Raw genomic sequence first — 25,642 nt, 5'->3', positions numbered from 1 at the left:
TGTCATTTCGTCTCCTCGGAAGAGGGGGTGCCTCCGGTCCGGCCGGCACCCGATTCGATCCCGTCGGCGACGTTGCGTGCGCGGTGGTCGCCTGTTCCGCCGGAGGTCGAAGCACCTGTCGAATCGAGATCGTCGTCGGCACCACGGGCTTCCTCCGCCCTGCGCCGTCGATTGTGTCTGTCGACGAAACCGCCGAGGTATCCGACGATTCCCCGCGGCGCGAAGATCACGAGGGCGACGATGATGGGACCCAGCACGATGAATCGATAGGCCTGGAAGTCCTGGAAGAGTTCAAACAGGAATGTCACGATCATGCTTCCGAGCAGAGGACCCGCGACAGTGCCCATGCCTCCGACGAGAATGAACATGAGGAATTCGAAGGTCTTGTCGATCGATGCCGCGTCGGGTCCGATGAAACCGACCACTGTTGCGTAGAGGCCGCCGCCGACTCCGCCGAAGACAGCCGAGGCGGCGAAGGCGAGCTGTTTGCTGAAGCCGACGCGCACTCCGATCGCATCCGCCAGGTCTTCGCTCGTCCTGATGGTCAGCAGTGTGCGGCCTACGCTTGAACGCCTGATCGCATAGGTCGTGTAGACACAGATGAGCAGGATTGCGAACACCAGGTAGAACATCGCGACCGGAGATTCGAAGTCGATGAGCCCTCCGCCTTCGGGGAATTTCACATTGTTGACCCCGGAATGGGCATGAGTCACGGGCTCCCAGCGGCTGATGACGAGGAAGATGATGAAGCCGATGGCCATTGTGAAGATGGCGAAGTACTCATCCTTGGTCCGCAGGGCGATCAGCCCGCAGAGGTAGCCGATGACCGCAGTCCCGATGACTGACACGACGAAGGCTGCCCAGAAGCTCCAGTCGTAATCGGTGGTGAGCAGCCCGACTCCATAGGCGCCGATTCCGAAGAACCCGCCTTGAGCCAGGTTCAGCTGTCCCGTGAAGCCGAGGATGATGTTGAGGCCGTAGACAGCGATCGCCGCACACATGCCCACGGTGATCACTCGCATCGCGTAGTTCTCCTGTGCAAACGCCAGGGGCGTCAGACCGAGCAGAATGATGACGGCGATGGTGCCGATGATTCGAGGATTCTTCATTGGGTTCATCGCTGCACCGCCTTCGTGAACAGTCCGTTCGGCTTGATGGCCAGCACGGCGACGAGAACGATGAATGCCACGGCCTCACCGACGGCTGAGGAGATGTAGGTCGCCGTCATCGTCTCTGCGATAGCGAGTGCGAAACCGCCGACGATGGCGCCGGGAAGCGACCCCAGACCACCGAGGATGATAATGGCGAACACCTTGAGATTGAGTGCGTCGCCCATCGTCGGAGACAGGAGATTGATCGGTGCGACGAGGCCCGCCGCGATCGTGGCCAGGAGGGCGGACAGCCCCAGTGTCAGCATTGAAACCATCGACGGGTTGATGCCGACCAGCGATGCACCGACGCGGTCCTGTTCGATCGCTTCGATCGTCTGGCCATGGATGGACCGCTTGATGAACAGCGCCAACAGGGCCAAGACGATCACAGCGGTGACGATGATGACGATTCGCTGCGCAGAGATCTCGGCGCCGAGAATGCGGAGTTCGCCGGTGATCGGTGTGTCCATGCGTCGGAAGTCAGCGCCCCAGATCGCTTGAGCCAGTGCTTGGAAGAAGAACATCGCACCGACGGCCGCGATCATGTGGTGAGTATGCGGGGAGTTGCGCAAGGGGTGGAAGACGAGGCGCTCGAGACCGACTCCGACAATGAAGAGCATGATCGCAGCGATGCCGATTGCGGCGATATAGGGAACGCCGACGGTTGTCAGGAAGAAGTAGGTGATGTAGGCGCCGAGCATATACAGCGCACCGTGAGCCAGGTTGGGAATGCGCAGCACTCCGAATACCAATGTCAGCCCGATCGCAGCGAGACAGTAGACACCGCCCAGCGCGAGGCCATTAAAGAGTTGTTGGATGAAGAGGGTCATGATTGTCGGGTCCTCTGCAGGCATGAGTGCGGCCCGGGTGAGGCGCACCGATGCGCCTCACCTTAAGAACGGCCGTTGACGGAGATTACTTGTCGTCGGATACCTGTTCGATCGGCACCTTGGTGTATTTGCCGTCCTCATTGAGGAAGGTTGCTTCCAGGTTGGGATTGAGGAGGTGGCCCTGTTCTGTGATCTCGTCGGGGAAGCCATTGACCTTGTACTTGTCATCGACCTCAGGCAGTGCCTCGCTGATGGCTTCGCGAATCTTCTCGGGGTCGTCGGTCGTCCCCGCAGCTTCCATCGCCTTCGCGATGATCGCAATTCCCTGGTAGTTCAGTGCCGTTTCACTGGTCGGGACCTTCTTCTCTCCGGCCTTCTCAGCAAATTTCTTCAGGAAGTCCTCGGTACCGGGATCCTCATATTCGGAGACTGGCAGGACACCGACCGAATTCTTGAGATTGTCGAGCTTCGTCACCGTGGCCATTTCATCCAGTTTCGCCTGGTCCATGACGAGGAAGCTGCCCTTGAAGCCCTGCTTTCGAGCTTCTTCCATGATCAGCGCTGTCGGTTGGGAAGGTCCGCCGACGAAGATGGCGTCGGGCTTCTCTGACAGGGCTTTCGAGACGGGGCCCGCAAAGTCGGACACGGTGGCGTAGTCGACGCTGTTGTCGCCGCCGATCTTCCCGCCGGCTTCACTCCAGGCATCCTTGATCGACTTGGTCCACTGTTGTCCGTACTCACTCTGAGTACCTAGCAGAGCGAGCTTCTTGCCTCCGTGCTCCATGGCAGTTTCGGAGAATTCCTCGGCATAGGACTCGAAGTTCGGAGGAATCATCATCGTCAGAGGGTTGTCGGCCTGCACGATCGCCGGGTCAGAGGTGTAGGCGGAGATGAGGAAGTTCGACCTGCCGCTGTTGATCTGCTGAATCGCCTTGATCGCTCCGGCGTTCGGGGAGACGACCACCGGGGCCTTGTCCTGATCGGCCAATCGTTGAGCATTGCTTGCCGCGGTGGATGGTGCGTATTTGTCGTCGAGGGACTTCAGCTCCAGTGTCACGGGATTGCCGTCGACCTCTACACCGTCTGCGTTGAGGTCGTCGATGGCCATTTCGAGACCGATCTTCACGTTCTCGCCGTACGCGGCGCCTCCTCCGCTGAGCGGTCCGGTGTAGCCGATGACAACCGTGTCACCCTCACCCGAGCCACCACCTCCTCCGCAGGCTGTGGCAGTCAATGCGATTGCTCCCAAAACTGCGGCTGCCGAGAGTCTGCGGCGGCGACTTCGCGAGACAGAGTTCATCTTTTCTCCTTTGAAAAGCTCCTGGAGCGGGCTCGCTCCACACGTTGCCCGAGCCGTCGTCAGTGACGGTGCTCGGAGTCGTCGGCAATCCGTAATGGACTTCGACTGATGTGAACACTTCCAAATCACTCTGGTGAAGTCAATGGTTTTGAGCTAGATTTTTGAACGTTCGATAATCTGCCGGGCGAGCCGGGCAGGGAGAACAAAAGGCGAGGTCGGGGTGCTTGCGAGCGGAGCTTCGCAGAACGGCGTCGAGGTTTTGAGTCGCTGGACCCAGCTATATGTCTGAAAGGTGAGCAAACAATCGTTCAGTGACGGAATTGGTCTACAGTGGCCTTAGCTGCATGGGAGAGCTGTGTCACATCGGTTCCGGTGCAGACGCGAACCGCAGTCGAACACTCGGTTCCCCACGGCAATGACGCAACATCATCTTTAGGAGCTTGTTCATGACTCGTACAGCAATCGTCACAGGTGGAGGCCGCGGCATCGGAGCCGCCATCGCCAAGCGACTCGGAGCCGACGGACTCAAGGTCGCCGTTCTTGATATGGGCCCCACCGATGAGACCGTTGCCGCCATCAAGGAAGCCGGCGGCGAAGCGCTCGGCCTCGAAGCCGATGTCTCTGACGAAGACTCGGTCAACGCTGCGGTCAAGCAGGTCGCCGAGACCCTCGGTGCGCCGACCGTTCTGGTCAACAACGCAGGGATCCTGCGTGACAACCTCTTGTTCAAAATGACTCACGAGGAGTTCAACAAGGTTCTCTCCGTCCACCTCGGAGGAGCGTTCCTCATGGCGCGGGCCGTGCAGTCGTACATGGTCGAAGAGAAGTTCGGCCGCATCATCTCGATGTCGTCGACCTCGGCTCAGGGCAACCGCGGACAGACGAACTACTCCGCCGCCAAGGCCGGTATCCAGGGCATCACGAAGACCTGGGCGATCGAGCTCGGCAAGTTCGGCATCACCGCGAATGCCATCGCTCCCGGCTTCATCGAAACCGATATGACCAAGGCCACCGCCGAGCGCGTGGGTATGGGCTTCGAGGAGTTCGTCAAAGCCTCCGTCCAGCAGATTCCCGTGGCGCGATCGGGCAAGCCCGAGGACATCGCCCACACCGCGTCGTTCCTCGCCTCCGAGGCCGCCGGATTCGTCTCCGGTCAGGTCATCTACGTCGCCGGCGGTCCGAAGGACTGATCGCCACCGTCCTCACGACGAGTTCACGAACATCTTCGAAAGGTGAGACCCATGAGAGAAGCAGTGATTGTGTCGACGGCTCGCACGCCGATCGGCAAGGCCTACCGTGGTGCCTTCAACGACACCCAGGCTCAGGAGCTGGCCGGTCATGCGATCAAGCATGCTGTGGAGCGCGCCGGTCTGGAAGGCGGTGAGGTCGAGGACGTCGTCTTCGGTGCCGCTCTGCAGCAGGGCAGCCAAGGGACGAATGTCGCTCGGCAGGCGGCACTGCGAGCCGGGCTTCCTGTGACGGTTCCGGGCATGTCGATCGACCGGCAGTGCGCTTCCGGGCTGATGGGCATTACGACCGCGGCGAAGCAGGTCCTCTTCGACGGCCAGGAGATCGCCGTCGGCGGTGGCGTGGAGTCGGTGTCGCTGGTCCAGAATGACAAGATGAACACGTTCCGGGCCAAGGATCCGTGGCTCGTGGAGCGCATCCCGGGCATCTACTACCCGATGCTGGCGACGGCCGAGGTGGTTGCCGAACGCTACGGTGTCAGCCGTGAGGCTCAGGACGAGTACTCCTTATCTTCGCAGCAGCGTACCGCCGCTGCTCAGGAGGCCGGACGGTTCGATGACGAGATCGTGCCTCTGCCGACGACGAAGGTCGTCGTCGACAAGGAGACGAAGGAGACCTCGCGTCAGGATGTGCTTCTCGAAGCCGACGAGGGCAACCGGCCGTCGACGACGATCGAAAGCCTCGCCGGACTCAATCCGGTGCTCGATCCCGGTGTGGCGTCGAAGGTTCCGAGCATCACCGCCGGCAACGCCTCGCAGCTCTCCGACGGAGCCTCTGCTTCGGTGGTCATGTCGAGCGACGAAGCCAGTCGGCGCGGACTCGAACCGCTGGGCGTCTACCGCGGTATGGCCGTGGCCGGCTGTGAGCCGGACGAAATGGGCATCGGACCGGTGTTCGCTATTCCGAAGCTGCTGAAGACCCATGGCTTGTCGATCGATGACATCGGACTCTGGGAACTCAACGAGGCCTTCGCCGTACAGGCGCTGTACTGCCGTGACCGCCTCGGCATCGACCCGGAGAAGTACAACGTCGACGGCGGCGGCATCTCCGTCGGACATCCCTATGGAATGACCGGTGCCCGTCTCGTCGGTCACGCTCTCATCGAGGGACGTCGCCGCGGAGTGAAGTACGTCGTCGTCACGATGTGCATCGGCGGCGGCCAAGGCGCAGCCGGACTGTTCGAAGTCTGCTGAGGCATTCCGCCGGCAGCTCAGCAGAAACGGAGGGCCGACGATTCTCTGGTCATTCTGACCGAGAACCGCCGGCCCTTTCTGCGTGCTCCGTTGATGTGGAGAGCGACGACTCTCGGGTTGAGAGGACCTGCCTCAGGGCATTGCGGGGTTGTCGGAGTCGTCTCAGAACGGTGGAGGTTCGCCGTTGTCCCAGAACCAGCTGCGCAGTTCGGCGTTGTCCTCGTCTGTATGCGCGGTGCCAGATGTGGTGCCGGAACTGTTCGGAACAGGCGTGGGTGTGAAAGCGAAGAGGTCCTCGTCGGTGAGCTCCCTCCAGCCAGGGGATCCGTCGGTCGCGGCCGGTTCAGGGCATTCCTGTGCTCTCTTCCGATCGCCGGGCGCGGGATCAGCGGTGTCTGCATCGCCGCTGTGTGCAGACGACGTCTCGGCGCCAGACTCAAGATCGCTGCCGGACTCGTACTCGGCTGTTGGAGCGCTCTCGCGGGTCAGAGGACCTTCTGTGCTCGACTCCTCCGGTGCTGCTGCTCGTCCCATGCGGGAGAGGCCCCTGCCGAACCGTTCGAGGAACAGCCGCGCATGCTCAACACTGATCGGGTTGTCCGGTGAGACGACCTCCACGGTGACGCCCTTGCGGAAGACGTACTCCAGGTGGCCGGGCTCGGTCATCCGCACGTCGAAACTGCCGTTGGTCTTCTGCAAGTGGTGCGCCTTGCACAGGCAATGGAGATTTCCGAAGCGGGTGAGGCCACCTCGGGTCGGGTCGGAGTGATTGAACGGGTCGATGTGGTCCACTTCTGACACTTCGGCGGGCTGAGTGCACCCGGGGAAGGTGCACGTAACGAACTGTGCGACGAGAGTTTTGCGTACGCTGTTGGGAATGGCGTAGGACGTTGCCTTCGCATCGACCGGTGTTCCGGTCGCAGGGTCGGTCAGCAGCCGAGTCCAGGTGGTGGAGTTTCCTGCGACCCGCCGCGCCATGTCGGCGGGAATCGGCGACCCGTTTGGAAGCATGCCAGCCAGGTCGCACACCTCATTTGAGGTCAGCGGTCCGTCAGGTCCTGTAGTCGGTGTGTTTGAGTCGGTCGGTGTGGTCGGTGCGGTCGGTGGTTCGGCCATGGGCGGCAGGTCCGGGGAAACTATGGGCGGCGGTGGCGCATCAGGGGGATCGGTGCTCAGTGGCGGTGGACCCGGCGGATCGTTTGTCGGCGGCGGCGCACCCGGGGGATCGGCGGTAGGTGGCGGAACGTTGCCGTCTTCCGACTGGAATTGGGTGAGCAGAGTCAGTAGAGGAACGGTGATGAAGGTGCTGGCCTGATTTGCCAGCCAATACTCACTGGTCGGCATATCAAGCAGGAACTCGAAACTGATGCGGCGCTCGCCGGCGTCGAGGATGGGATTGCCGAAAGCATCGATTACTCCCGCTGTCTCTGCTCCGGTGCCCTCAGCTGCGGGGCGAGCTCCGCTGGCACGCGATCCGATGAAAGTTGAGAGCGCGTCGACCTTGTCGCGGTCCGTGGCGCTGTTGCTGCTGAGGATGGCCTCGAGCATCTGGGATTCGAAGACGCGGTCGGCCGGTGTGGTGGGTGCATCGGTGGTGGAGCCATCTTGAGCGGAGGTTTCCGAATCGGTTGGCACAGGTTGAGCCTGTGATTGGCAGCCGGTCTTGTCCATGTCGTCGAATACCCGCTCGATGTAGTCGAGCAGGGACTCACCCTCGTGCATCGGTGTGCCGTCGGGTCCGGCGAAGAGGCCGTCGAGAGGGAAATCGGTGCTTGTCAACGAGCTGTCGGTGTCGTTCGTGCTGATGATGCGCAGCTTCAGCTGCGGACGCGTGCGCGTGAGGATGTCAAACATGAGAGCCGAGATCGTACGCTCCTCATCAAGGCAGTCTCCAGCCTTCAACTGACCTGAGAACGCACTCGTATTGCTCTTATGCACTGCCCGGGCAAAGGCGTCGAGCCTTCTGAAGCACGCTCGAAGCTCCGGTGCGGGCCCGGTCAGGGTGAGGTACGCAGTCCCATCGTCGCCGCTGCTGAAATCGACCCGACGACGCAGTGAAACACTCTTCAGAGTGTCCTCGGCCGGTTGGATTACCGCGATTTTCAAGGCGACCGAGCGCTTGAACGTCTCGATCGTGATGTCGGCGCGCCTGTGCGCCAGATAATCGTCGAACTTCGGCAGGTGCTCGAAGTGCAGGTCACGGCATGCGCGAGTGACACAATCGACGTGCTCGATCGTGAAGTCCCCATCGAGGCATCGCTTGAGGAACTTCGGAAGTCCCTGGGTCAGCGTCATCGACGAGGTCATATGCCTGAGCGAGTTACTCGTCGTTGCCCCGAGGAGACTCGAATAGACCCCGGCCTCAGTCGGTTCGATGCTGCCGCGCAGCCACGTGAAGAACGTCAGTTTCGGGTCGTAGCCGGGAAAGTCAGGCAGCAGAGCGGGGTCGGTCAGCAGCTGCTTTGCCAGCTTCTTCACGCGACGAGTGCGGCGACCGGCAGCGCGGTCCTTCTTCCGTCCTTTGTCTGCGTCGATCTTCCTCCCGGTTTCGGCCTCGACAGCGGCCAGTGCCTGGGTCCATGCACGTGTCTCTCTTCGGGTCCAGCTTCTGGTCGACGAGAATGCGTCGTCGTCAGCAACGTCGACGACGCAGTCGTCGCCGTCGGACTTCCGATCGACTCCCTTGTCCTCGGGCAGACGGTGCCGGGCAGCGGTTCTGGTAAAAGATGCGAATTCGTAGACCGTATCGAGCCGAGTGCCCATGAGCCCCAGAGCGTAGGCGACATCCTGTGCCACGACGTGGCTGGTGGCGATAAAGGAATTGACCTGGGCGAGGCTGCTCTGCGCATAGGTGCTCAGCAGGTCGACAAGCTCATTCTCCTCGGCGATCTCCATGCGACGTCCGTGAGCGCGGCGGAACTGGGACAGAGCTCGACGGTCAGCCCCTGCAGGGGGAGCGGTGGGCAGACCGAATTCCTGTCCGTCGCTGTCTCCGATGTTCTTCATCGGTCTCTCACCTCTCCACGCCTCTGTGGAAGTCAGTCGTCAGGGAAGTCGGCTATCTCAATTATATGATCCGCCGCTATGAATTCACATAACAAAACGATTACAAATAGAACACGCAAACTAGCAGTTGCGATCAGAATCGATTGGTAGTCATCTTTATCGACTCTGATAAGTTTGTCCTCTGAATCTACAGTTCGGCACTGACACGACATTGCGATCGGGCTTGAACCCACAACTGCTCTGCAGTGATCGATCGCGACGGACTCACCGCACCGCCGGTTCGCGACAGGCTCACCGCACCACCGGTTCGCTAGAATCGGGGACGTGGCAGCGATCGACAAAGATATTCTCCGTTTGGCCCTTCCCGCACTCGGAGCCCTGATCGCCGAACCCATTTTCCTGCTTACGGACACGGCCATGGTCGGCCACCTCGGTGCCGGTGCCCTGGGATCGCTGGCGATCGCCTCGACGATCCTGCAGACGGTGCTCGGTCTGATGATCTTCCTCGCCTATGCTACGACGCCGCGGGTGGCGAAACGGATGGGATCGGGGGACCGGCCTGGCGCAATCACGGCCGGATTCGACGGAATCTGGCTAGCACTGGGAACCTCCGTCCTGCTCATCATCATCGGGCTGCCCCTGCTGAATACAGCGATCGAGGCCTTCGACCCGGATCCGATCATCACCGCGGGCGCACACTCCTACCTTGCGATCTCATGGTGGGGGCTGCCATTCATGCTCATGGTCATCGCGGCCACCGGACTGCTGCGCGGACTTCAGGACACGAAGACCCCGCTGCTCGTCGCGGCCGCCGGCTGCATCGCCAATATCGGCCTCAACGCCATCTTCATCTACGGCCTCGACATGGGAGTCGCGGGATCGGCGATGGGCACGGTCATCGCGCAGGCCGGAATGTGCACGGTCTACCTCACCATCTCCATCCGCGCGGCCCGTCGCCTCCACGCCAGCATCCGCCCTGACTGGACAGGCGTGTTCACCTCGGCGAAGACCTCCGGATGGCTGTTGGTGCGCAACGCCTCGCTGCGTGCTGCCCTCATCCTCCTCGTCTTCCTGGCCACGGCGATGGGCACGACGGACCTCGCCGCGATCCAGGTCGCTCAGAGCATCTTCTTCGCTCTCGCCCTCGCCCTCGATTCCTTGGCCATCGCGGGCCAGGCGATGATCGGCCTCGAGCTGGGGGCGAAGAACACCGAGGCGGTCGCCGCGATCAACCGCCGACTGTGCCTGTGGGGGATCGTCTTCGGCATCGTCGTCGGCGTCGTCCTGTTCGCCGGCTCCGGAATCATCCCCCGTGCCTTCGCCTCGGACCCGGCCGTGGTGTCGGCACTGGCCGCCCTCCTGCCGGTCCTCGCCTTGAGCATGCCGATCGCAGGCTTTGTCTTCGTCCTCGACGGAGTGCTCATGGGAGCTGAGGACGCGAAGTATCTGGCTCTGGCACAATTGGTCGCTGTGATCGGATACGCAGTTCTGCTCATCCCGATCATCAGCATCTGGCCGGGAGCACCCGGGCTCTGGGCCGGCTTCTGCATCGGATTCGTCGGTTTCCGCGCCCTGACACTGGGCTGGCGAGTACGCAACCGGGCGTGGATCGAACGCGCCGTCGAGAAAGGAATCTCATGAACGCTGCACACACTGACGCTCATGATTCGCAGAACACCTCCGCCGATTCGCCGGACACCTCCGCTGAGGCGGCCGCCGCCTCCCTGCGCGGACGGATCCGTCCGCTCCCGGCCGAGACCGATGACGAGACCTTCCTGCCCTTCCTCGATCTGTGCTTCAACTGGTCGATGGACAGGCCCCGGATCGAAATCGAGGACCTCCGATACCGCAGCGATGCCGTCTTCTACTACCGCGGCTGGGGACGCGAGGGAGATATCGCCGTCGCCGCGCACGCCGAAGCCGATGCGCAGTCACCGATCGTCGGACTCGCCTGGGTGCGCCTGGCCGATATCGACGATGTCGTCGGGAGGGCCGACGAAAAGGTGGGCGGAGACTTCGCCGCAGCATTGGACAAGACCGGCACCGAGGTGGTGCGCAGCGAAGTCGTGACCGAGGGTGATGCTGATGCTGGGGCTGTGGCTGGCTCGGGTTCAGACGTACCGGCCGGCACCGACACCGACGGGTCCGCTGACGCAGACGACGCAGCCACTGAGCCGGCAGCCACTGAGTCAGCACCCGCCGATCTGACGCCGTCGGATGAGCAGATGCCCTTCACCGGGTACGGCTGGGTCGCAGCCGACATTCCTGAACTCTCGATGGCAGTGCTGCCCGACCACCAGGGGCAGGGAATCGGCGGAGCCCTTCTCGACACGGTCTGTGCGCTGGCGCGGATGAGCGGCTTTCCCGCCGTCAGCCTGTCCGTCGAGGACGGCAACGGGGCGGCGAAACTCTACACCGACCACGGATTCGTGTCCGTCGGACGCAACGGCGACTCGAACGTGCTCGTCCGCAAGCTCGGCTGAGGCACACCGCTGCCGAGATTTCGCAACAGCTTCTGGAGCTGGAATTTACTGAGGCGCAGTCAGCTCCTCAGCCCCCTGGCCCTTTTATGGAAGGTCCGGAAGATTCGGAAGTTCGAGCTCCTCGAGCCAAGGGCGGACCACCTCGGCGATATCACGCTCTGCCACTTCGGAGACACAGCGGATGAACTCCTCGGTGCTCACCGACGAATGACGGTACCGCTTCGTCCACTCGCCGACGGCGGTGAAGAACTCCGCATCGCCGAGTTCGATGCGCAGAGCATGCAGGCACAGGGCACCGCGCTTGTACACGCGGTCATCGAACATGTCCGGCCCGCCCGGATCACCGAGCATGATGTCCTGCGGCTGAGCGGACAGCTCCTCCCACCACTGCCGCGCACGTTCATCGGCGCTCGCACGCCCGGACTCCTCCGACCACAGCCACTCCGCATAGCAGGCGAAGCCCTCATTGAGCCAGATGTCCCTCCACCGTGACGGTGTGAGCGAGTTTCCGAACCACTGGTGCGCCATCTCGTGGGCGACGAGACGCTCGGCCTCCCACTCCGGTCCCAGATGATTGGGACCGAGCACGGACAGCGGCTGCGACTCGAGCGGGATCTCGAGCACATCATCGGTCACGACCACGTCATAGACGTCGAACGGATAGGGTCCGAAGCGGTCGATGAACAGGTTCATCATTCCGTGTTGGACACCGAGGCGTTCGACTGCCACATCCCAATGATCATCGGCATAGACGCCAAGGGGAACAGGGGACTCTGTCCGGCTGTGCCTCGTTCGCTTGCCCGACGAATCGTGAACAGACACGTCCTTGCCGGCAGCGCCGGCGACTCCTCGGACAGCGCTCGATAGGGCGTCTCTGGCCGAACCGGCAACGGCATCCTTCGCCGCCCCGCGCATCGCGGCGCCGAACCTCGTCGCACCGGAGCTCAATGGAATCTGCCCGTACTTGTAGCGACCGATCTGCACCGTCGCCAAATAGGTCGCCAGGGGAGTCGTCGACTCATAGGTCCAGCGGGTCCGCCCTGCCTTGCGCGTCTTCTTCGTCAGCGACCCATTGGACACCACCGTGTACTCGGACTCGACGAGCACCGAGACCCTGTACTGGGATTTGTTCGAGGGATGGTCATTGCACGGGAACCAGGTCGAGGCACCGACGGGCTGACCGGCCACGAGCACCCCGTCTTCGAGCTCCTCCCAGCCGACGTCTCCCCAGGTGCCGATCGCCGGTTCCGGATTGCCCGTGTAGCTGATGTCGATGACCACCGGCTGGTCGCTCTTCAGCGCCGGGGTCGTCAGCCGCAGCTTCTTCCCTCGTGCGGAGAAGCGGACCTTCTTGCCGTTGACGCTGGCTTTCGTCACCCGCAGACCCGTGAGATCGAGGACGATCGACGACGTGTCCGTGAGGACGCGTCCCTTGAGCACCGCCCTGGCGGAGAGCCGATTCGGGCCGATCCGGTAGTCGAGGTCGAGATCGTAGTGGTCGATGTGAAGGTCCGCATTGCCGACGCCCTGGGTGTAGGAATCAAGCATGCGATCGGCTCGATCGGTCGCCGTCGGAGCCTGCGTCCTCGTCGGCGGCACTTCCGCCGGCGCAGTCGCGGCCGTCTTCGTCTCGGTTTTCTTCTTCGAGTGAGGGAAGTTCTGGGGCATCCACCCAGGGTATGACAGGATTGCCGCTGAAGTAGGCATGGGCCGGCACGAACTCGCCGCGCATGACCAGCGACGTCGCCCCGACAGTGGCGTTCTCCCCCAGGGTGGAGGCCGGGAGGATGACGCTGTTGGGTCCCAAAGTAGCACCGGGATCGAGTTGAACGGTATCAAGGCTCATCACCCGATCATGGAACAGGTGAGTCTGGACCACACAGCCGCGGTTGACCGTCGAGTTGTCCCCGAGGTCGACGAGGTCGGCCTCCGGCAGCCAGTAGGACTCACACCATACGCCGTGCCCGATCTTCGCCCCCATCGCCCGCAGGTACCACACGATCGCCGGCGTGCCCACGGCGTTCCGGGTGAACCAGGGAGCGGCCACGAGTTCGACGAAGCAGTCGGCGACCTCGTTGCGCCAGATGAATGACGACCACAGCGGATGCTCCCCGGGTCGGATCGGACCGGCGAGGATCCATTTCGCGGCCACGGCCAGTCCCGCCGCTACGGCACCGGCGGCCATCATCACGACCCCCGAGGTGAGCAGGGCCAGCAGCACGGAGGCGAGGAACGTCGTCGACTGAGCGGCCACCCCGCCCGGCAGACCGAGGAAGAACCAGATGGTGAGCACGACAGCGGTGATGAGCACACCGCCGGCGATGATCGATGAGATCCGCAGAGTCTCCCAGAAGGCACGGGCGGCCTTGACCCCGAAGGTCGGGGCATAGGTGAGCGACTCGTCGGATTCCACAGCGGCGCGGCGCAGCTGCACCGGAGGAGAGCCGAGCCACGACGACCCCTTCTTCGCCTTCGCCGGCGCCGCCGACAGCACCGCGACCAGCGAGTTCTTCGGCACTCTGCGACCGGGCGAGGCGATTCCCGAGTTGCCGAGGAAGGCACGTTTGCCGACCTTCGCGCGCCCCGCCCGCATCCAGCCGTGGCCGAGTTCGTAGCTGGCGACCATGGTGTCATCGGCGAGGAAGGCACCGGCCGCGATCGTCGTCATCTTCGGAACGAAGACAACGGTGGAGATCTCAGTACCCGGACCTACCTTCGCACCGAGGAGGCGCAGCCACCACGGGGTGAGCATCGACGCGTAGAGGGGGAACAGCAGGTCCCGGGCCATGTCGAGCAGCCGCTCCGTCGCCCACACCCGGTAACCGCGGGCCGAGCGGACAGGGAACTCTCCCTCTTCCATGCCGATCGCCAGGATCCGCACCGCGATGAGGATGAACAGTGCAGTGGTGAAGAACCACAGACAGGCCACGACCGGTGACCACGCCACCAGCAGCCAGGGCGACTCGACGACCTCGACCCCGGAGACTCCGAGCATCAAGGCGATGCCCGGCAGCACAGCGAGATACGGCAGCAGAGCATTGATCTGCGAGCCGACGGCATAGAACAGGAACGGCAGACGCCGCCTGGGCGGGGGAGCAGGCCAGGACTTCTTCGCCTTGCCGACGCGCACGGCCGGTGAACCCGAGTAGATCTGATTCTTCCGAACCCGTCCGGTCACTGCGGATCCGGCTTCGATGAGGGCCCCGACGCCCACCTCGGCGCCGGGCATGAGCGTCGACCGGGCGCCGATCGTGGCGTTGCGACTGATGTCGATGCGTCCGATGCGCAGCAGATCGCCATCGACCCACCAGCCCTTGAGATCGACCTCGGGTTCGACCGCCGCACCCTCGCCGAGGGTGAGGAAACCGGTCACCGGCGGCACCGAGTGCAGATCGGCATCGGGCCCGATGCGGTTGCCCAACAGCTTCGCATACCAGGTCACCCAGGGTGCGCTCGCCGCCGAGACCGCCGCAGCAAGATCGGCGATATGCTCGGCGAGCCACAGTCGCTTGTGCACCCAGCCCGATCGCGGATAGTCCCCGGGCCGGATCCCGATCATGAGCAGACGCGCCGCTCCTGCAGAGATGAGCATTCGTCCCCAGGCGGTGACGAAGACGAGGAAGAGGACGATGACGACCGGCCACGGAGTCAGCGGCAGATCCGCGCCGAGTCCGACACCGATATTTGCCGCCAGCATCGCCAGCACCACCCACCGAACCCCGCCGAGGATGTGCACCGGGATCCCGAGCAGAACCTGGAAGGCCTGCATCCCCCGGGAGGTGCGTGTGATCGTGCGCTTGGGACCCGTCGGTCCGATGCCGGATCCTTCTTCGCCGAGGCAGAGCCTGGACAGGGCGCCGAAGCGCGGATGGGCGTAGATATCGCCGACGGTGACGCTGGGATGGCGGGTGCGCAGCCGGGACACGAGCTGCGCTGCTCCCAGTGAACCGCCGCCGGCGGTGAAGAAGTCCGTAGCGCTGCCGGGTCGGGCACCGAGGACCGCGGCCCACTGCTCGGCGACCCAATCCGTGTCCTCGTCGAAGACCTCATCGGATCCGGCCGCCTCGGCGCCGTCATCGAGCGGCCACGGCAGGGCATTGCGGTCGACCTTGCCCGAGGTCTTCGTGGGCAGATCCTCGACGAGAGCCAGACGGGGAACGAGCGCGGCCGGCAGTTCGTCACGCAGTCGGGCCTCCCAGGCGGAAAGATCGGCCTCGCCGGAACCGGCACCGGGGGCGAGATAGCCGATGAGGACGTCCGTACCGGCCGCGGTCTTCTTCACCGCCGCCGCGGCACCCTCGACTCCGGGCAGGGCCTGCAGTGCGGCATCGATCTCGCCGAGCTCGATGCGCCTGCCTCCGAGCTTGATCTGCTCGTCGGCGCGACCGACGAAGATCAGCCCGGCCGGATCGTTGACGACGAGGTCGCCCGACCGGTACGCCCGCTCCCAGCCGAGGCTCGGCATGGGGGCGAACTTCTCGGCGTCCTTGGCCGGATCGAGATAGCGGGCCAGGCCGACCCCGCCGATGATGAGCTCACCGGTCTCTCCATCGGCGACGGGCACGCCCTCGGCATCGACGACGGCCAGGTCCCAGCCCTTGAGCGGCAGGCCGATGCGCACCGGCTCGGATCCGTCGAGCATGGCGGCACAGGCGACGACGGTCGCCTCGGTGGGACCATAGGTGTTCCACACCTCGCGGTCATCATCGCTGAGCCGTCGCCCGAGTTCGGGCGGACACGCCTCGCCGCCGAAGATGAGGAGGCGGACATTGTCGAGACTCTCCGCCGGCCACAGTGCGGCCAGGGTCGGAACGGTCGAGACGACGGTGATCTGCCGCGACGACAGCCACGGACCCAGATCCATCCCGGACTTCACCAGCGCACGCGTGGCCGGGACCAGGCATGCTCCGTGCCGCCATGCCAACCACATCTCCTCGCAGCTGGCGTCGAAGGCCACGGACAGTCCGGCCAGAACGCGGTCGCCGGGACTCAGCGGCTCCCCGACGCAGAAAAGGGCCGCCTCGGCGTCGACGAAGGCCGCGGCCGAACGATGGGTGACGGCAACGCCCTTCGGGGTGCCCGTCGACCCGGAGGTGAAGATCACCCAGCAGTCGTCATCGGGAGTGGGGGACCGCAGCTCGGAACGGTCGAGGGGGCCGCGGTCGGTGCGGGATTCGATGTGTGGTCCGGCGGTGATCACTCCGGTCACGGCCGCCTCGGCGAACACGGTGCGCGCCCGCTCATCCGGATCGTCGACGTCGACGGGAACGTAGGCCGCGCCGAGCATGAGCGTGGCGAGGATCGCCAGGTACAGATCCACCGACCCCGAAGGGACACGGACGCCGACCTTGTCACCGGGGCCGATCCCGGTCTCGGCCATCTCCAGTGCGAGATCGCGGATCGCAGTGATGAGCTCCGAATAGCTGAGCACCCGAGTGCCGTCGTCGAGGGCCGGCTGATCGGGATGCGCGGCGGCCGACTCGAGGAGGACGTCGATGAGGGTGCGGTCCTCACGGGGCCGTACAGGGGACGGGAACTGCGGTGCGTATTCTCTCACGTGTCTTCCGGGTCGTTCGGGAGCTGATCGGCGCCGGGCCGACCGGTGCCGCCGGTGACCATAACCCAGGAAGGTGTCGCGGACGTGAACAAGAGTCGGGGCGCGAACAGTGCGCGTTCCGGTTCCGATGTCTGATCTTAAGTCACTGTTCTCCGTGTCACCGCCCTGATCGTCACGGAGCGGTCGTCCGTGATAGATGTGAGGGGACGGCCGTTCACGGTCGACCAGCTGATTTTCAACGATGAGGAGCACGCCCATGGTCACAGTTCTCACCCACGCCACGGTCTTCGACGGAACCCGCTTCCTACCCGGCACCCGGGACGTCGTCATCGACGGCGGACGGATCGCCTCGGTGGCGGAAGGAGGGCAGGGTTCGCACAACGCCGGAGACGACCACATCGACTGCACGGGGAAGACGATCATCCCCGGAGTCATCGACTGCCACGTCCACCTCACGAGCAGTGGCGCGGCAGCCACCTCGAACTTCCACGACCCGTTCTCGCTCCAGTTCTATAACTCCGTGAAGAATATGGAGGCCACCCTCAAAGGCGGAGTGACGACCGTGCGCGATGCCGGAGGCACAGACCTCGGTGCGAAGGTCGCCGTGGAGACCGGTGTGGTGCGCGGGCCGCGGCTGACGATCGCCGTCAACATCATGTCCCAGACCGGAGGCCACGGAGACTTCCACCTCGTCTCCGGGGCGGAGTCTCCCTTCCTGGCCCCGCACCCCGGCCGGCCCTCGGGGGTCGCCGACGGACTCGAAGAGGTGCAGAAGAAGACCCGCGAACTGCTGCGGGCCGGGGCCGACCACATCAAGATCTGCTCGACCGGGGGAGTGCTCTCCCCTCGCGACGATCCGCGGCACTCCCAGTTCACCGAAGCCGAGATCGCTGTCATCGTCGCCGAGGCGGCCGCCCAAGGTGCGCATGTGATGTCCCACGCGCAGGGCGCACCGGGAATCAAGAACGCCGTCCGTGCCGGGGTGCGCTCGATCGAACACGGAATCTACCTCGACGACGAAGCCATCGACCTCATGCTCGAGCACGGCACCTTCCTCGTCCCGACCCTGCAGGCCCCGCAGGCCGTCATCAAGGCCGCCGATGCCGGTGCCGGGCTGCCTGCCTCCGTCGTGGACAAGGCCCGACGCGTCGTCGACGCCCACCAGGAGTCGATCAGCCGGGCCCACGAAGCAGGAGTCCCGATCGCGCTGGGCACCGATGCCGGAGTCGGCCCGCACGGGGAGAACCTCGAAGAGATCAGCCTGCTGGCCGAGGTGGGACTGTCCACGACGGAGGCGCTCGCCGCCGGAACCTCCGTGGCCGCCCGCCTGCTCGATGACGATCGGGTCGGCCGAATCAGCGAGGGCGGACTGGCCGACCTCGTCGTCGTGGACGGCGACCTGCGCACCGCCGACGTCCGTGGAATCGAGAACCGGGTCAACGCGGTCTACCTCGATGGTGGGCACGTCTGAGAGGTCACCGCCTCGGTGGGTGAGATCGGTCTCGGCCGGCCGCTCTGTGAGGGAAACCTAACCTAACGGGGCTATGATGGGAGCGACCGATCCGTGAAGCCGCAGTGCGTCCGCGCAGCGGAATGCCCAGAGTGAGGAGTGCGCCGCACCGATGAATCCGCTCGACTGGTCGTTTCCGATCGCAGTGACATGGCTGATCATGTTCGGCATCATCGTCGTCCGCGCCGGCGGCACCTTCGTCCTCGGCCGCTTCGCCCGCAAGGGAATCCGCAAGTTCCACCGGGTCGAGAAGATCATGGCCGGACCCAAATACCGCCGCGCCGAGGACACCATCGACCGCTTCGGGGCGCCCGTCGTGGCCCTGAGCTTCCTCACCGTCGGGCTGCAGACCGTGGTCAACCTCGCTGCCGGAACCACGGGGATGCGCTACCGCCGCTACGTCCCGGCGCTCGCCGTCGGAGGATCGCTGTGGGCGCTCATCTACTCGACCGTCGGGTTCCTCGGCTTCAAAGCAGTGGCCAAGGCCTACCAGGCCGAACCGGGACTGACCGTCGGGCTCGGCCTCGTCTTCATCGTCGCGATCGGCGGTCTGCTCATCGGACTGCGCAAGGATCGCATTCCCGCCGAGGAATCGGCCTCCGCCTAGGCGAACTGACCGGTACCTCTGCTGACTCACCGGCCGCCTCGGCGAACTGAACGATCTTCGCCGGCGGCTCTTTGCATCCATGGGCAAGCTACGTCCGTGTGGCAGACCGTGGTCCGATGCGCTGCGCGAGTTCAGTAGAGTAAGACAGCGTCAACGTCGACTGGACGAGCCTGCTCGTCGACACTGAGTAAAGGAGTCCCCGGATGGTCGTGGCCTGGTGGAGCATCATTCCGTTCGTTCTGCTGCTCGGATGCATCGCGGTGCTCCCGCTCATTCCGGCCACGGAGAAGATCTGGGATCGCAACCTCGTCAAGCTCATCGTCGCGCTCATCCTCGGTGTGCCGATCGCCGTGTGGTTCCTGCTCAGCGGAGAGTCGACGACTGTCATCCACGCGCTGCTCGAATACTTCCAATTCATCATGCTCATCGGCAGCCTCTTCGTCGCCTCGGGCGGAATCTTCCTCGTCGGCGACATCAAGGCGACGCCTCGGAACAACACGATCTTCCTCGCTGTCGGCGGTGTGCTCGCCTCGTTCATCGGCACCACGGGCGCGGCGATGCTGCTCATCCGCCCGATCCTCAACACGAACCAGGACCGCAAGCACCGCACCCACACCGTCATCTATACGATCTTCATCGTCGCGAACTGCGGCGGTCTGCTCACACCGCTGGGCGACCCGCCGCTTTTCCTCGGAATGCTGCGCGGAGTGCCATTCGAATGGACATTCGGGCTCTGGCCGTACTGGCTGTTCGTCAACGCCCTGCTGCTCATCAGCTACTTCGCACTCGATAAGAAGATGTATGCGAAGGAACCGGCCGAGGCGCTTGCCAAAGATGCCGAGTATGTGACTAAACTCGGCCTGCGCGGCGCCAGCGGTCTGCTGTTCCTCGCGATCATCATCGTGGCCGTCGCTTTCATCCCTTCGGTCGACCTGCATGCGATCGAAACAGGACATGCGAGCGCCTCGGACTTCGTGCCGTGGCGTGAGCTCGTCATGCTCGTCTCCGCGGTGACGTCATTCCTCGTCGGTGACCGCGGTGCACGGTTCAATCTCAACAAATTCACCTGGACGCCGATCCTCGAGGTCGGGTCGCTCTTCATCGGCATCTTCCTCACGATGATGCCGGCCCTGCAGTACCTGGGGCAGATCGCCCACAAGATCCCGCTGGGCGAGATCTCCCTGTTCATCTTCACCGGCGGTCTGTCCTCCGTGCTCGACAATGCTCCCACCTATGTCACCTTCTTCGAGATGGCCGCCCAGGTGCCGGGTGAACCGAAGGTGGCGGGAGTGCCCGAGACCCTGCTCATCGCGGTCTCGCTCGGCGCTGTCATGGGTGGGGCCATCACCTACATCGGCAACGGACCGAACTTCATGGTCAAGTCCGTCGCAGATTCGGCGAATGTGGCGATGCCGAGCTTCGGCGGCTACGTGTGGTGGTCGCTGCGCCGCCTGGTGCCGATCCTCGCCTCTATGGTGCTCATCTTCATGACCGGCTCACTGTGGTGGATTCTGCTCGGAGTCCTGGTCGCCCTCGTGATCCTCGGGCAGGCCGGACGCGACCTGCGCGCAGCGAAAGTCGCCAAGGCAGAGTGAAGGCCGCAGCCGGGGTCGGCCTCTACTTCACCGGCAATGGTGCCGTCTTCGCCGCTCTCCTGCCGTGGTATCCGCTACTCGTCGACCGACTCGGACTGAGCTCCTGGCAGTTCGGCCTCGTCGTCGCCTGCTTCGCCGTCGGCTCGCTGCTGTCCTCGGCCCTGCCCGCCGCCCTCATCGCCCGATTCGGAGCGCACCGTGTCGTCATCGTTGGGACGGTGATGCTCGGTGTGGCCGCCTCGGCGACGGCGTGGTCGGTCAACGGCGTGATGATGGCGATCTGTCTGCTCCTGTTGGGGTGCTGCGATGCCATCGTCGATGTCGCGCAGAACGTCGTCGGCATCTCCGTCCAGGAGCGGGCCGGTCGCACGATCCTGTCGTCGATGCATGCGCTGTGGAGCCTCGGCGGTCTGCTCAGCGGAGCCGCCGCAACCGCGGCCGCCAGCTCCGGTGCCGACATGCGGGCGTGGCTGGGGCTCATCGGTGTCGCCGCCGTGGTCATCACGATCGTTGGACGCCGCCTCATCGGAGACTACGCCTCGCCGAGGCGGGTCGCCGATTCCGATGCCGCACCTGAGGGCCGTAGCGGAGACCGGGCCGTGGGCCGTTCGAAACGGATGGTCCTCTGGGCGGCGCTGCCCTTGGCGATCGTCGCGATCTGCGGTGCCGCGGTCGAGGACATTGCGAACAACTGGGCGGGGCTGGCTGCGGTCGAATTCGCAGGAGTTCCGGCCGCCTCGGCGGGGATCGCCTTCAGCGTCGTCATCGGCAGCCAATGCCTCGGACGAATCAGCGGGGACGTGCTCGTGACGAGGTTCGGGGCCGGCCGGATCGCGGGCTTCGGCGGCGGTCTCATCGCATGCGGCGGAATCGGCGTCATCGCGGCCCAGGAGCCCGTTCTGCTGCTCGTCTCGATGGGAGCGCTCGGATTCGGGTCAGCGACGCTCGTGCCCGGAGCACTGGGAGCGGCCGCTCGTCTGCCCGGGGTCGGACGTGCCGGGGGAGTGACGCTGGTGAACTGGCTGATGCGGGTGGGGTACCTCGGGACGAGTCCGCTGGTCGGGGTTGTCGCCACCGGAGGGGGACTGCGGTGGGGACTCGGCATCCTCGTGCTCGTCGGCCTCCTGACCGTGGTCTTCGCGAACCGCTTGGACGTCCGTCGGACCTGACGAGTGTGGGCGGGATGTTCCCCGGCTCGAGTCAAGTCCCCTGGCTTGGATTGAATAGACGTCGCCACAACGCGGGGCTGACAGGTTCGGGGAACGAAAAATGTGCCGCTCCTTCGTCTCAGCGAAGTGGCGACACATTCTATTGAAAGCGGGTGATGACCCGGGTGGTCGGGCTAGCGGGATTTGAACCCACGACCTCTTCACCCCCAGTGAAGCGCGCTACCAAGCTGCGCCATAGCCCGTTACCGTACTCCCTCGTGGGCAACGAGAACTAGCTTATACCGATCGGAGGCCAACTGCCAAAACCGCGTTCCGTGACCTTCGAAAAACAGGTATCATCCCAGGTAGATACCGAAGAAGCGGGTCCTGCAGATGCCTGACAGGGTGACTCAGTAACATTTCCGTTTCGTGATTGTTATGAAAGTGGCCCAGGCGGCTATGCTTGGTACACCGACAAACTAGAGGAGTCGACATGGCAGATCTGGATTATCCAGTGTCTTTGCGGTACTCGCGCGACCACGAGTGGGTCGCGACCACGGAAGACAACGCAGTAGTCCGTGTGGGTATCACTGATTTCGCCCAGGAACAGCTGGGTGACGTCGTCTATGTCGACCTGCCTGAAACCGGGGATTCGGTCACCGCAGGGGAGTCCTGCGGCGAAGTCGAGAGCACGAAGAGTGTCTCCGATCTGATCGCACCTGTGTCGGGGACCGTCACAGAGGTCAACGACTCACTCGACGATTCACCGGAGACGGTGAACTCGTCTCCCTTCGAAGACGGGTGGATGTATCTCGTCGAACTCAGTGACCCCACACAGCTCGAATCGCTGATGGACAGCGAGGCGTACAAAGAGCTCATTCAGAGCGAGGAGGCGTAATGTCGCAGAACCACGATCAGAATCGTCCGACCCCCTCGCAGCCCTGGTATGACAACGGACAGGTCCCGCAGTCGAAGAAGTTCCCGTTCGGGGCCGGAAACGGCAACGGCGCTGACGAGTCGGCGACTCGGATGAACCCTCAGGTCGACCAGAACGGTCAGGGGAACACCCCTCCCTACGGTCAGCAGCCTGCCGACGGTGCCCCTCAGGCACCGCAGTACGGCAATGGCCAGCAGTTCGGCGGAACGCCTCAAGGTGGCCAGAACTACGGCGGAACGCCCCAGGGCGGCCAGAGCTATGGCAATGGTCAGCAGTTCGGCGGCACCCCGCAGGGCGGACAGAACTATGGTGCGTCGCAGCCGGCGAATCAGCCGTATGCCGGACAGGGGCAGGGCAGTCAGGGGCAGCCGCAGTATCAGCCTCAGCAGAATCAGTATCCGCCGCAGAACTACGGCCAGCCGCAGAGCGGTCAGCCTCAGGGCGGCCAGAGCCAGCAGCAGTACGGCTCCAATGGTGCCGGTCAGTTTGCGCAGCCTCAGGGCAGCCAAGGTCAGCCGCAGTACGGGAACCATCCGCAGCAGGGCGGCCAGCAGCAGTACGGTTCGAACGGTGCCGGCCAGTACGGCCAGTTCGATCCCAACCAGCAGCAGGGCAGCCAGCCCGGCCCCGGCCAGTATGGTCAGCCCCAGTCGGGTCAGCCCCAAGGCGGCCAGCCGCAGGGCGCTCCGACGAACGGCGGACAGGACCCGATGAACGATTCGGGTAGCCAGCAGTTCCAGGGAATCCTGGATCCGCACACCGGCGAGATCCACCCTGTGCCCGACCTCGAAGGTCTGCAGGACGCCGATGCTCTGCTCGTCGTCGTCTCCGGACCGGACTCCGGTTCACAGATCCTGCTCGACACCGACGTGGTCACGGTGGGTCGCAGCCCGAATGCCGACATCTTCCTCGATGACGTCACGGTCTCTCGTAAGCATGCCGAGTTCATCCGCACTCCCAGCGGGTTCACTCTGCGCGACACGGGTTCGCTCAACGGCACCTATGTGGGCCGTCAGCTCATCGACTCCATCGAACTGCAGAACGGAGCCGATGTGCAGATCGGCAAGTTCCGAATGATCTTCCAGCAGCGTCCGCGCTCCTGACCGGGGGATAATGTCAAAAGTCGAAGTCGAGGTTGTCGGCGTCCGCATCGAAATGCCCGCCAACCAACCGATTCTGCTGCTCAAGGCCAGCGAACCTGCTTACTATCTGCCGATCTGGGTCGGTGCGATCGAAGCCAATGCGCTCTCGATCGCGCAGCGGGGACTGACCCCGCCGCGCCCCATGTCGCACGCTCTGCTGCTCGACGTCCTCGAGAAGTACGGGGCCGAGCTGCAGGACGTGACGATCACCGGCAAGGACGGTCAGATCTTCCTGGCAGAGCTGCACACGAATGACGGGAAGTCGATCTCCGCGCGCCCTTCGGACGCGGTGACACTGGCGCTGACAGCCGACTGCCCCGTGTTCGTCGAAACACAATTGCTTGAAGAGTCCGGAATCGAAGCCCCCGAGGCCGATGAAGAGGAAGTCGCACAGTTCAGAGACTTCCTCGACAATGTCTCGGCCGAGGACTTCGAGACCGGTACCGAAAACCCATGAAAGTGAAACATTGAGTCTCCACACCGATCCGGTCCTGTCCAACAGAGAAATCGCCGCTGCCGGCCACGACAATCTCCGCGGTCTCGACGACTGGCGAGAGATGGATCCGAAGCAGCAGCCGACGTATCTTGACAGTGCTGCGCTCGACGAGGTGCTCACCGATCTGCGCAACTCACCCCCGTTGGTCTTCGCCGGTGAAGCCGATGTGCTTAAGCAGCGGATCGCCGCCGCCTCGCGCGGAGAAGCCTTCGTCCTGGCGGGCGGCGACTGCGCCGAATCCTTCGACGGAGCCCAGGCGGACAAGATCCGGGCTCGTGTGCAGACGGTTCTGCAGATGGCGGCCGTGCTGACCTACGGCGGATCGATGCCCGTGGTGAAGATCGGCCGCATGGCCGGTCAGTTCGCGAAGCCGCGTTCGGCCGATATGGAGACCCGTGACGGAGTCACCCTGCCGTCGTTCCGCGGCGACATCGTCAACGGCTACGAGTTCACCGAGGAATCCCGCCGCCACGATCCGGAACGTCTGCTCAAGGCGTACCACATCTCCGCTTCCACGCTGAACCTCATCCGTGCGTTCACCCAGGGCGGCTTCGCCGATCTGCGATTCGTCCACGACTGGAACCGCGGTTTCCTCGCATCGAACCCCGGCTACCAGCGCTACGAGCAGACCGCTGCCGAGATCGACCGTGCCATCCGCTTCATGGATGCCTGCGGAGCCGACTTCGATGCGCTCAAGACCACCGAGTTCTACGCCGCCCACGAGGCGCTGCTGCTCGAATACGAACGTGCACTGACTCGCATCGACTCACGCACCGGTGAAGCCTACGACGTGTCCGGACACTTCCTGTGGATCGGCGAACGCACCCGCGAGATCGACGGCGCCCATGTCGACTTCCTGTCCAAGGTGCGCAACCCCATCGGCGTCAAGCTCGGACCCACTGCCACGGCTGATGACGCCCTGGCCCTGGCCGAGAAACTCGACCCGGACGCCGAGCCCGGCCGCCTGACCTTCGTCACCCGGATGGGTGCCGGTCAGATCGGTGAGTCGCTGCCGGCTCTGCTGTCGGGAATCGGCGACCGTCTGCCGCATGTGACCTGGGTCTGCGACCCGATGCACGGCAACACGATCACCTCGAACACCGGGTACAAGACCCGCCGCTTCGAAGACGTCATGGCCGAGGTCGAAGGATTCTTCAACGCGCACGCTGAGGCGGGCACGATCCCCGGTGGACTGCACATCGAACTCACCGGCGATGACGTCACCGAGATCATGGGCGGGGCCACCGAGATCGACGACGAGGGCCTGCGTCGCCGCTACGAGACCCTCGTCGACCCGCGCCTCAACCACGATCAGTCGCTGGAGATGGCGTTCCAGGTCGCCGAGTACCTCACCCGACGGCAGTAACCGCCACAACTGACAAAGCCGGGGGCTCCGCAGAATCTCTGCGGAGCCCCCGGCTTTGTCGTCTGACCGACCG

The 25,642-nt window shown here is 64.0% G+C and carries 18 protein-coding genes and 1 tRNA gene; 12 read left to right on the top strand and 7 right to left on the bottom strand.

The genetic code is table 11. From position 1 onward, the window contains the following. Window positions 1-2: 2 nt before the first annotated feature. The 3 genes from HIM68_RS04895 to HIM68_RS04885 form a co-directional block, all read right to left on the bottom strand. On the bottom strand, window positions 3-1,109 hold the full coding sequence (locus HIM68_RS04895; RefSeq protein ID WP_253903713.1) for a branched-chain amino acid ABC transporter permease: 1,107 nt from the start codon (window positions 1,107-1,109) through the stop codon (window positions 3-5). A gap of 5 nt (window positions 1,110-1,114) precedes the next feature. Further along, a complete protein-coding gene (locus HIM68_RS04890; protein WP_139469740.1) occupies window positions 1,115-1,981 on the bottom strand; it encodes a branched-chain amino acid ABC transporter permease in 867 nt (288 codons plus the stop codon). A gap of 85 nt (window positions 1,982-2,066) precedes the next feature. After that, the gene (locus HIM68_RS04885) at window positions 2,067-3,215 is read right to left on the bottom strand and encodes an ABC transporter substrate-binding protein (RefSeq protein ID WP_229664121.1); all 1,149 of its coding nucleotides are present in this window, start codon (window positions 3,213-3,215) and stop codon (window positions 2,067-2,069) included. A gap of 512 nt (window positions 3,216-3,727) precedes the next feature. Between HIM68_RS04885 and HIM68_RS04880 the strand changes: the two genes are divergently transcribed. Both HIM68_RS04880 and HIM68_RS04875 read left to right on the top strand, forming a co-directional pair. Next, window positions 3,728-4,471, top strand: a complete 744-nt coding sequence (locus HIM68_RS04880; protein WP_172170067.1) for an SDR family oxidoreductase — start codon at window positions 3,728-3,730, stop codon at window positions 4,469-4,471. Between the two features lie 51 nt (window positions 4,472-4,522). Continuing rightward, window positions 4,523-5,722 (top strand): acetyl-CoA C-acyltransferase, encoded by a 1,200-nt coding sequence (locus tag HIM68_RS04875; protein WP_172170063.1) that lies wholly within the window; start codon window positions 4,523-4,525, stop codon window positions 5,720-5,722. Window positions 5,723-5,884: 162 nt separating this feature from the next. Here the strand turns inward: HIM68_RS04875 and HIM68_RS04870 are convergent, their stop codons facing one another. Beyond that, entirely contained in the window at window positions 5,885-8,728 is a 2,844-nt protein-coding gene (locus HIM68_RS04870) for an HNH endonuclease signature motif containing protein (RefSeq protein ID WP_253903712.1), read from the bottom strand. Between the two features lie 324 nt (window positions 8,729-9,052). On the opposite strand from HIM68_RS04870, the gene HIM68_RS04865 reads away from it, so the two are divergent. Then, on the top strand, window positions 9,053-10,369 hold the full coding sequence (locus tag HIM68_RS04865; protein ID WP_172170060.1) for an MATE family efflux transporter: 1,317 nt from the start codon (window positions 9,053-9,055) through the stop codon (window positions 10,367-10,369). After that, window positions 10,366-11,211, top strand: coding sequence for an N-acetyltransferase (locus tag HIM68_RS04860; RefSeq protein WP_172170057.1), 846 nt, complete (start codon window positions 10,366-10,368; stop codon window positions 11,209-11,211). Before HIM68_RS04865 ends, HIM68_RS04860 begins: the two co-directional genes overlap by 4 nt. Window positions 11,212-11,295: 84 nt before the next feature. Here the strand turns inward: HIM68_RS04860 and HIM68_RS18915 are convergent, their stop codons facing one another. Together HIM68_RS18915 and HIM68_RS04845 are read right to left on the bottom strand one after the other, a co-directional pair. Continuing rightward, a complete protein-coding gene (locus HIM68_RS18915) occupies window positions 11,296-12,759 on the bottom strand; it encodes a M1 family metallopeptidase (RefSeq protein WP_253903711.1) in 1,464 nt (487 codons plus the stop codon). Beyond that, window positions 12,752-16,768 carry a Pls/PosA family non-ribosomal peptide synthetase gene (locus HIM68_RS04845; RefSeq protein ID WP_172170054.1) on the bottom strand — a complete coding sequence of 1,339 codons (4,017 nt, stop codon included), beginning with the start codon at window positions 16,766-16,768 and terminating at the stop codon, window positions 12,752-12,754. Before HIM68_RS04845 ends, HIM68_RS18915 begins: the two co-directional genes overlap by 8 nt. A 256-nt stretch (window positions 16,769-17,024) precedes the next feature. Here HIM68_RS04845 and HIM68_RS04840 point away from each other — a divergent pair, with 256 nt between their 5' ends. From HIM68_RS04840 to HIM68_RS04825, 4 genes are all read left to right on the top strand, one after another. Then, a complete protein-coding gene (locus tag HIM68_RS04840) occupies window positions 17,025-18,239 on the top strand; it encodes an amidohydrolase family protein (RefSeq protein ID WP_172170051.1) in 1,215 nt (404 codons plus the stop codon). A gap of 151 nt (window positions 18,240-18,390) precedes the next feature. Continuing rightward, on the top strand, window positions 18,391-18,885 hold the full coding sequence (locus HIM68_RS04835) for a DedA family protein (RefSeq protein ID WP_172170048.1): 495 nt from the start codon (window positions 18,391-18,393) through the stop codon (window positions 18,883-18,885). 203 nt (window positions 18,886-19,088) lie between these two features. After that, the gene (locus tag HIM68_RS04830) at window positions 19,089-20,480 is read left to right on the top strand and encodes a sodium:proton antiporter (protein WP_172170045.1); all 1,392 of its coding nucleotides are present in this window, start codon (window positions 19,089-19,091) and stop codon (window positions 20,478-20,480) included. Next, window positions 20,477-21,649: an MFS transporter gene (locus HIM68_RS04825; RefSeq protein ID WP_172170042.1), complete on the top strand. Its 1,173-nt coding sequence runs from the start codon at window positions 20,477-20,479 to the stop codon at window positions 21,647-21,649. Before HIM68_RS04830 ends, HIM68_RS04825 begins: the two co-directional genes overlap by 4 nt. Before the next feature lie 165 nt (window positions 21,650-21,814). On the opposite strand, the gene HIM68_RS04820 is transcribed toward HIM68_RS04825, so the two are convergent. Then, window positions 21,815-21,891 (bottom strand) — tRNA-Pro (locus HIM68_RS04820). Between the two features lie 230 nt (window positions 21,892-22,121). Between HIM68_RS04820 and gcvH the strand changes: the two genes are divergently transcribed. The 4 genes from gcvH to HIM68_RS04800 are packed head-to-tail and all read left to right on the top strand — an operon-like array spanning window position 22,122 to window position 25,569. Then, window positions 22,122-22,526 carry a glycine cleavage system protein GcvH gene (gene gcvH, locus HIM68_RS04815; RefSeq protein WP_172170039.1) on the top strand — a complete coding sequence of 135 codons (405 nt, stop codon included), beginning with the start codon at window positions 22,122-22,124 and terminating at the stop codon, window positions 22,524-22,526. Beyond that, window positions 22,526-23,668 carry an FHA domain-containing protein gene (locus HIM68_RS19290; protein ID WP_172170036.1) on the top strand — a complete coding sequence of 381 codons (1,143 nt, stop codon included), beginning with the start codon at window positions 22,526-22,528 and terminating at the stop codon, window positions 23,666-23,668. The genes gcvH and HIM68_RS19290 overlap by 1 nt, the downstream gene beginning before the upstream one ends. Window positions 23,669-23,678: 10 nt before the next feature. Then, window positions 23,679-24,164 carry a bifunctional nuclease family protein gene (locus tag HIM68_RS04805; protein WP_101546269.1) on the top strand — a complete coding sequence of 162 codons (486 nt, stop codon included), beginning with the start codon at window positions 23,679-23,681 and terminating at the stop codon, window positions 24,162-24,164. Between the two features lie 10 nt (window positions 24,165-24,174). Further along, window positions 24,175-25,569 (top strand): class II 3-deoxy-7-phosphoheptulonate synthase, encoded by a 1,395-nt coding sequence (locus tag HIM68_RS04800; protein ID WP_139469752.1) that lies wholly within the window; start codon window positions 24,175-24,177, stop codon window positions 25,567-25,569. Window positions 25,570-25,642: the final 73 nt, after the last annotated feature.

This window comes from Brevibacterium sp. CT2-23B, from assembly GCF_013168765.1.
Taxonomy (GTDB): domain Bacteria; phylum Actinomycetota; class Actinomycetes; order Actinomycetales; family Brevibacteriaceae; genus Brevibacterium; species Brevibacterium sediminis.
Note: the sequence above shows the minus strand (reverse complement) of the source record. Positions and strands in the feature narration are given on the sequence as shown.

Coding starts and splice junctions, on each gene's coding strand:
- gcvH (WP_172170039.1), top strand. CDS start 22,122: ATGGCAGATCTGGATTATCCAGTGTCTTTGCGGTACTCGCGCGACCAC.
- HIM68_RS04890 (WP_139469740.1), bottom strand. CDS start 1,981: ATGACCCTCTTCATCCAACAACTCTTTAATGGCCTCGCGCTGGGCGGT.
- HIM68_RS04830 (WP_172170045.1), top strand. CDS start 19,089: ATGGTCGTGGCCTGGTGGAGCATCATTCCGTTCGTTCTGCTGCTCGGA.
- HIM68_RS04875 (WP_172170063.1), top strand. CDS start 4,523: ATGAGAGAAGCAGTGATTGTGTCGACGGCTCGCACGCCGATCGGCAAG.
- HIM68_RS04895 (WP_253903713.1), bottom strand. CDS start 1,109: ATGAAGAATCCTCGAATCATCGGCACCATCGCCGTCATCATTCTGCTC.
- HIM68_RS18915 (WP_253903711.1), bottom strand. CDS start 12,759: ATGCTTGATTCCTACACCCAGGGCGTCGGCAATGCGGACCTTCACATC.
- HIM68_RS04880 (WP_172170067.1), top strand. CDS start 3,728: ATGACTCGTACAGCAATCGTCACAGGTGGAGGCCGCGGCATCGGAGCC.
- HIM68_RS04805 (WP_101546269.1), top strand. CDS start 23,679: ATGTCAAAAGTCGAAGTCGAGGTTGTCGGCGTCCGCATCGAAATGCCC.
- HIM68_RS04840 (WP_172170051.1), top strand. CDS start 17,025: ATGGTCACAGTTCTCACCCACGCCACGGTCTTCGACGGAACCCGCTTC.
- HIM68_RS19290 (WP_172170036.1), top strand. CDS start 22,526: ATGTCGCAGAACCACGATCAGAATCGTCCGACCCCCTCGCAGCCCTGG.
- HIM68_RS04870 (WP_253903712.1), bottom strand. CDS start 8,728: ATGAAGAACATCGGAGACAGCGACGGACAGGAATTCGGTCTGCCCACC.
- HIM68_RS04860 (WP_172170057.1), top strand. CDS start 10,366: ATGAACGCTGCACACACTGACGCTCATGATTCGCAGAACACCTCCGCC.
- HIM68_RS04835 (WP_172170048.1), top strand. CDS start 18,391: ATGAATCCGCTCGACTGGTCGTTTCCGATCGCAGTGACATGGCTGATC.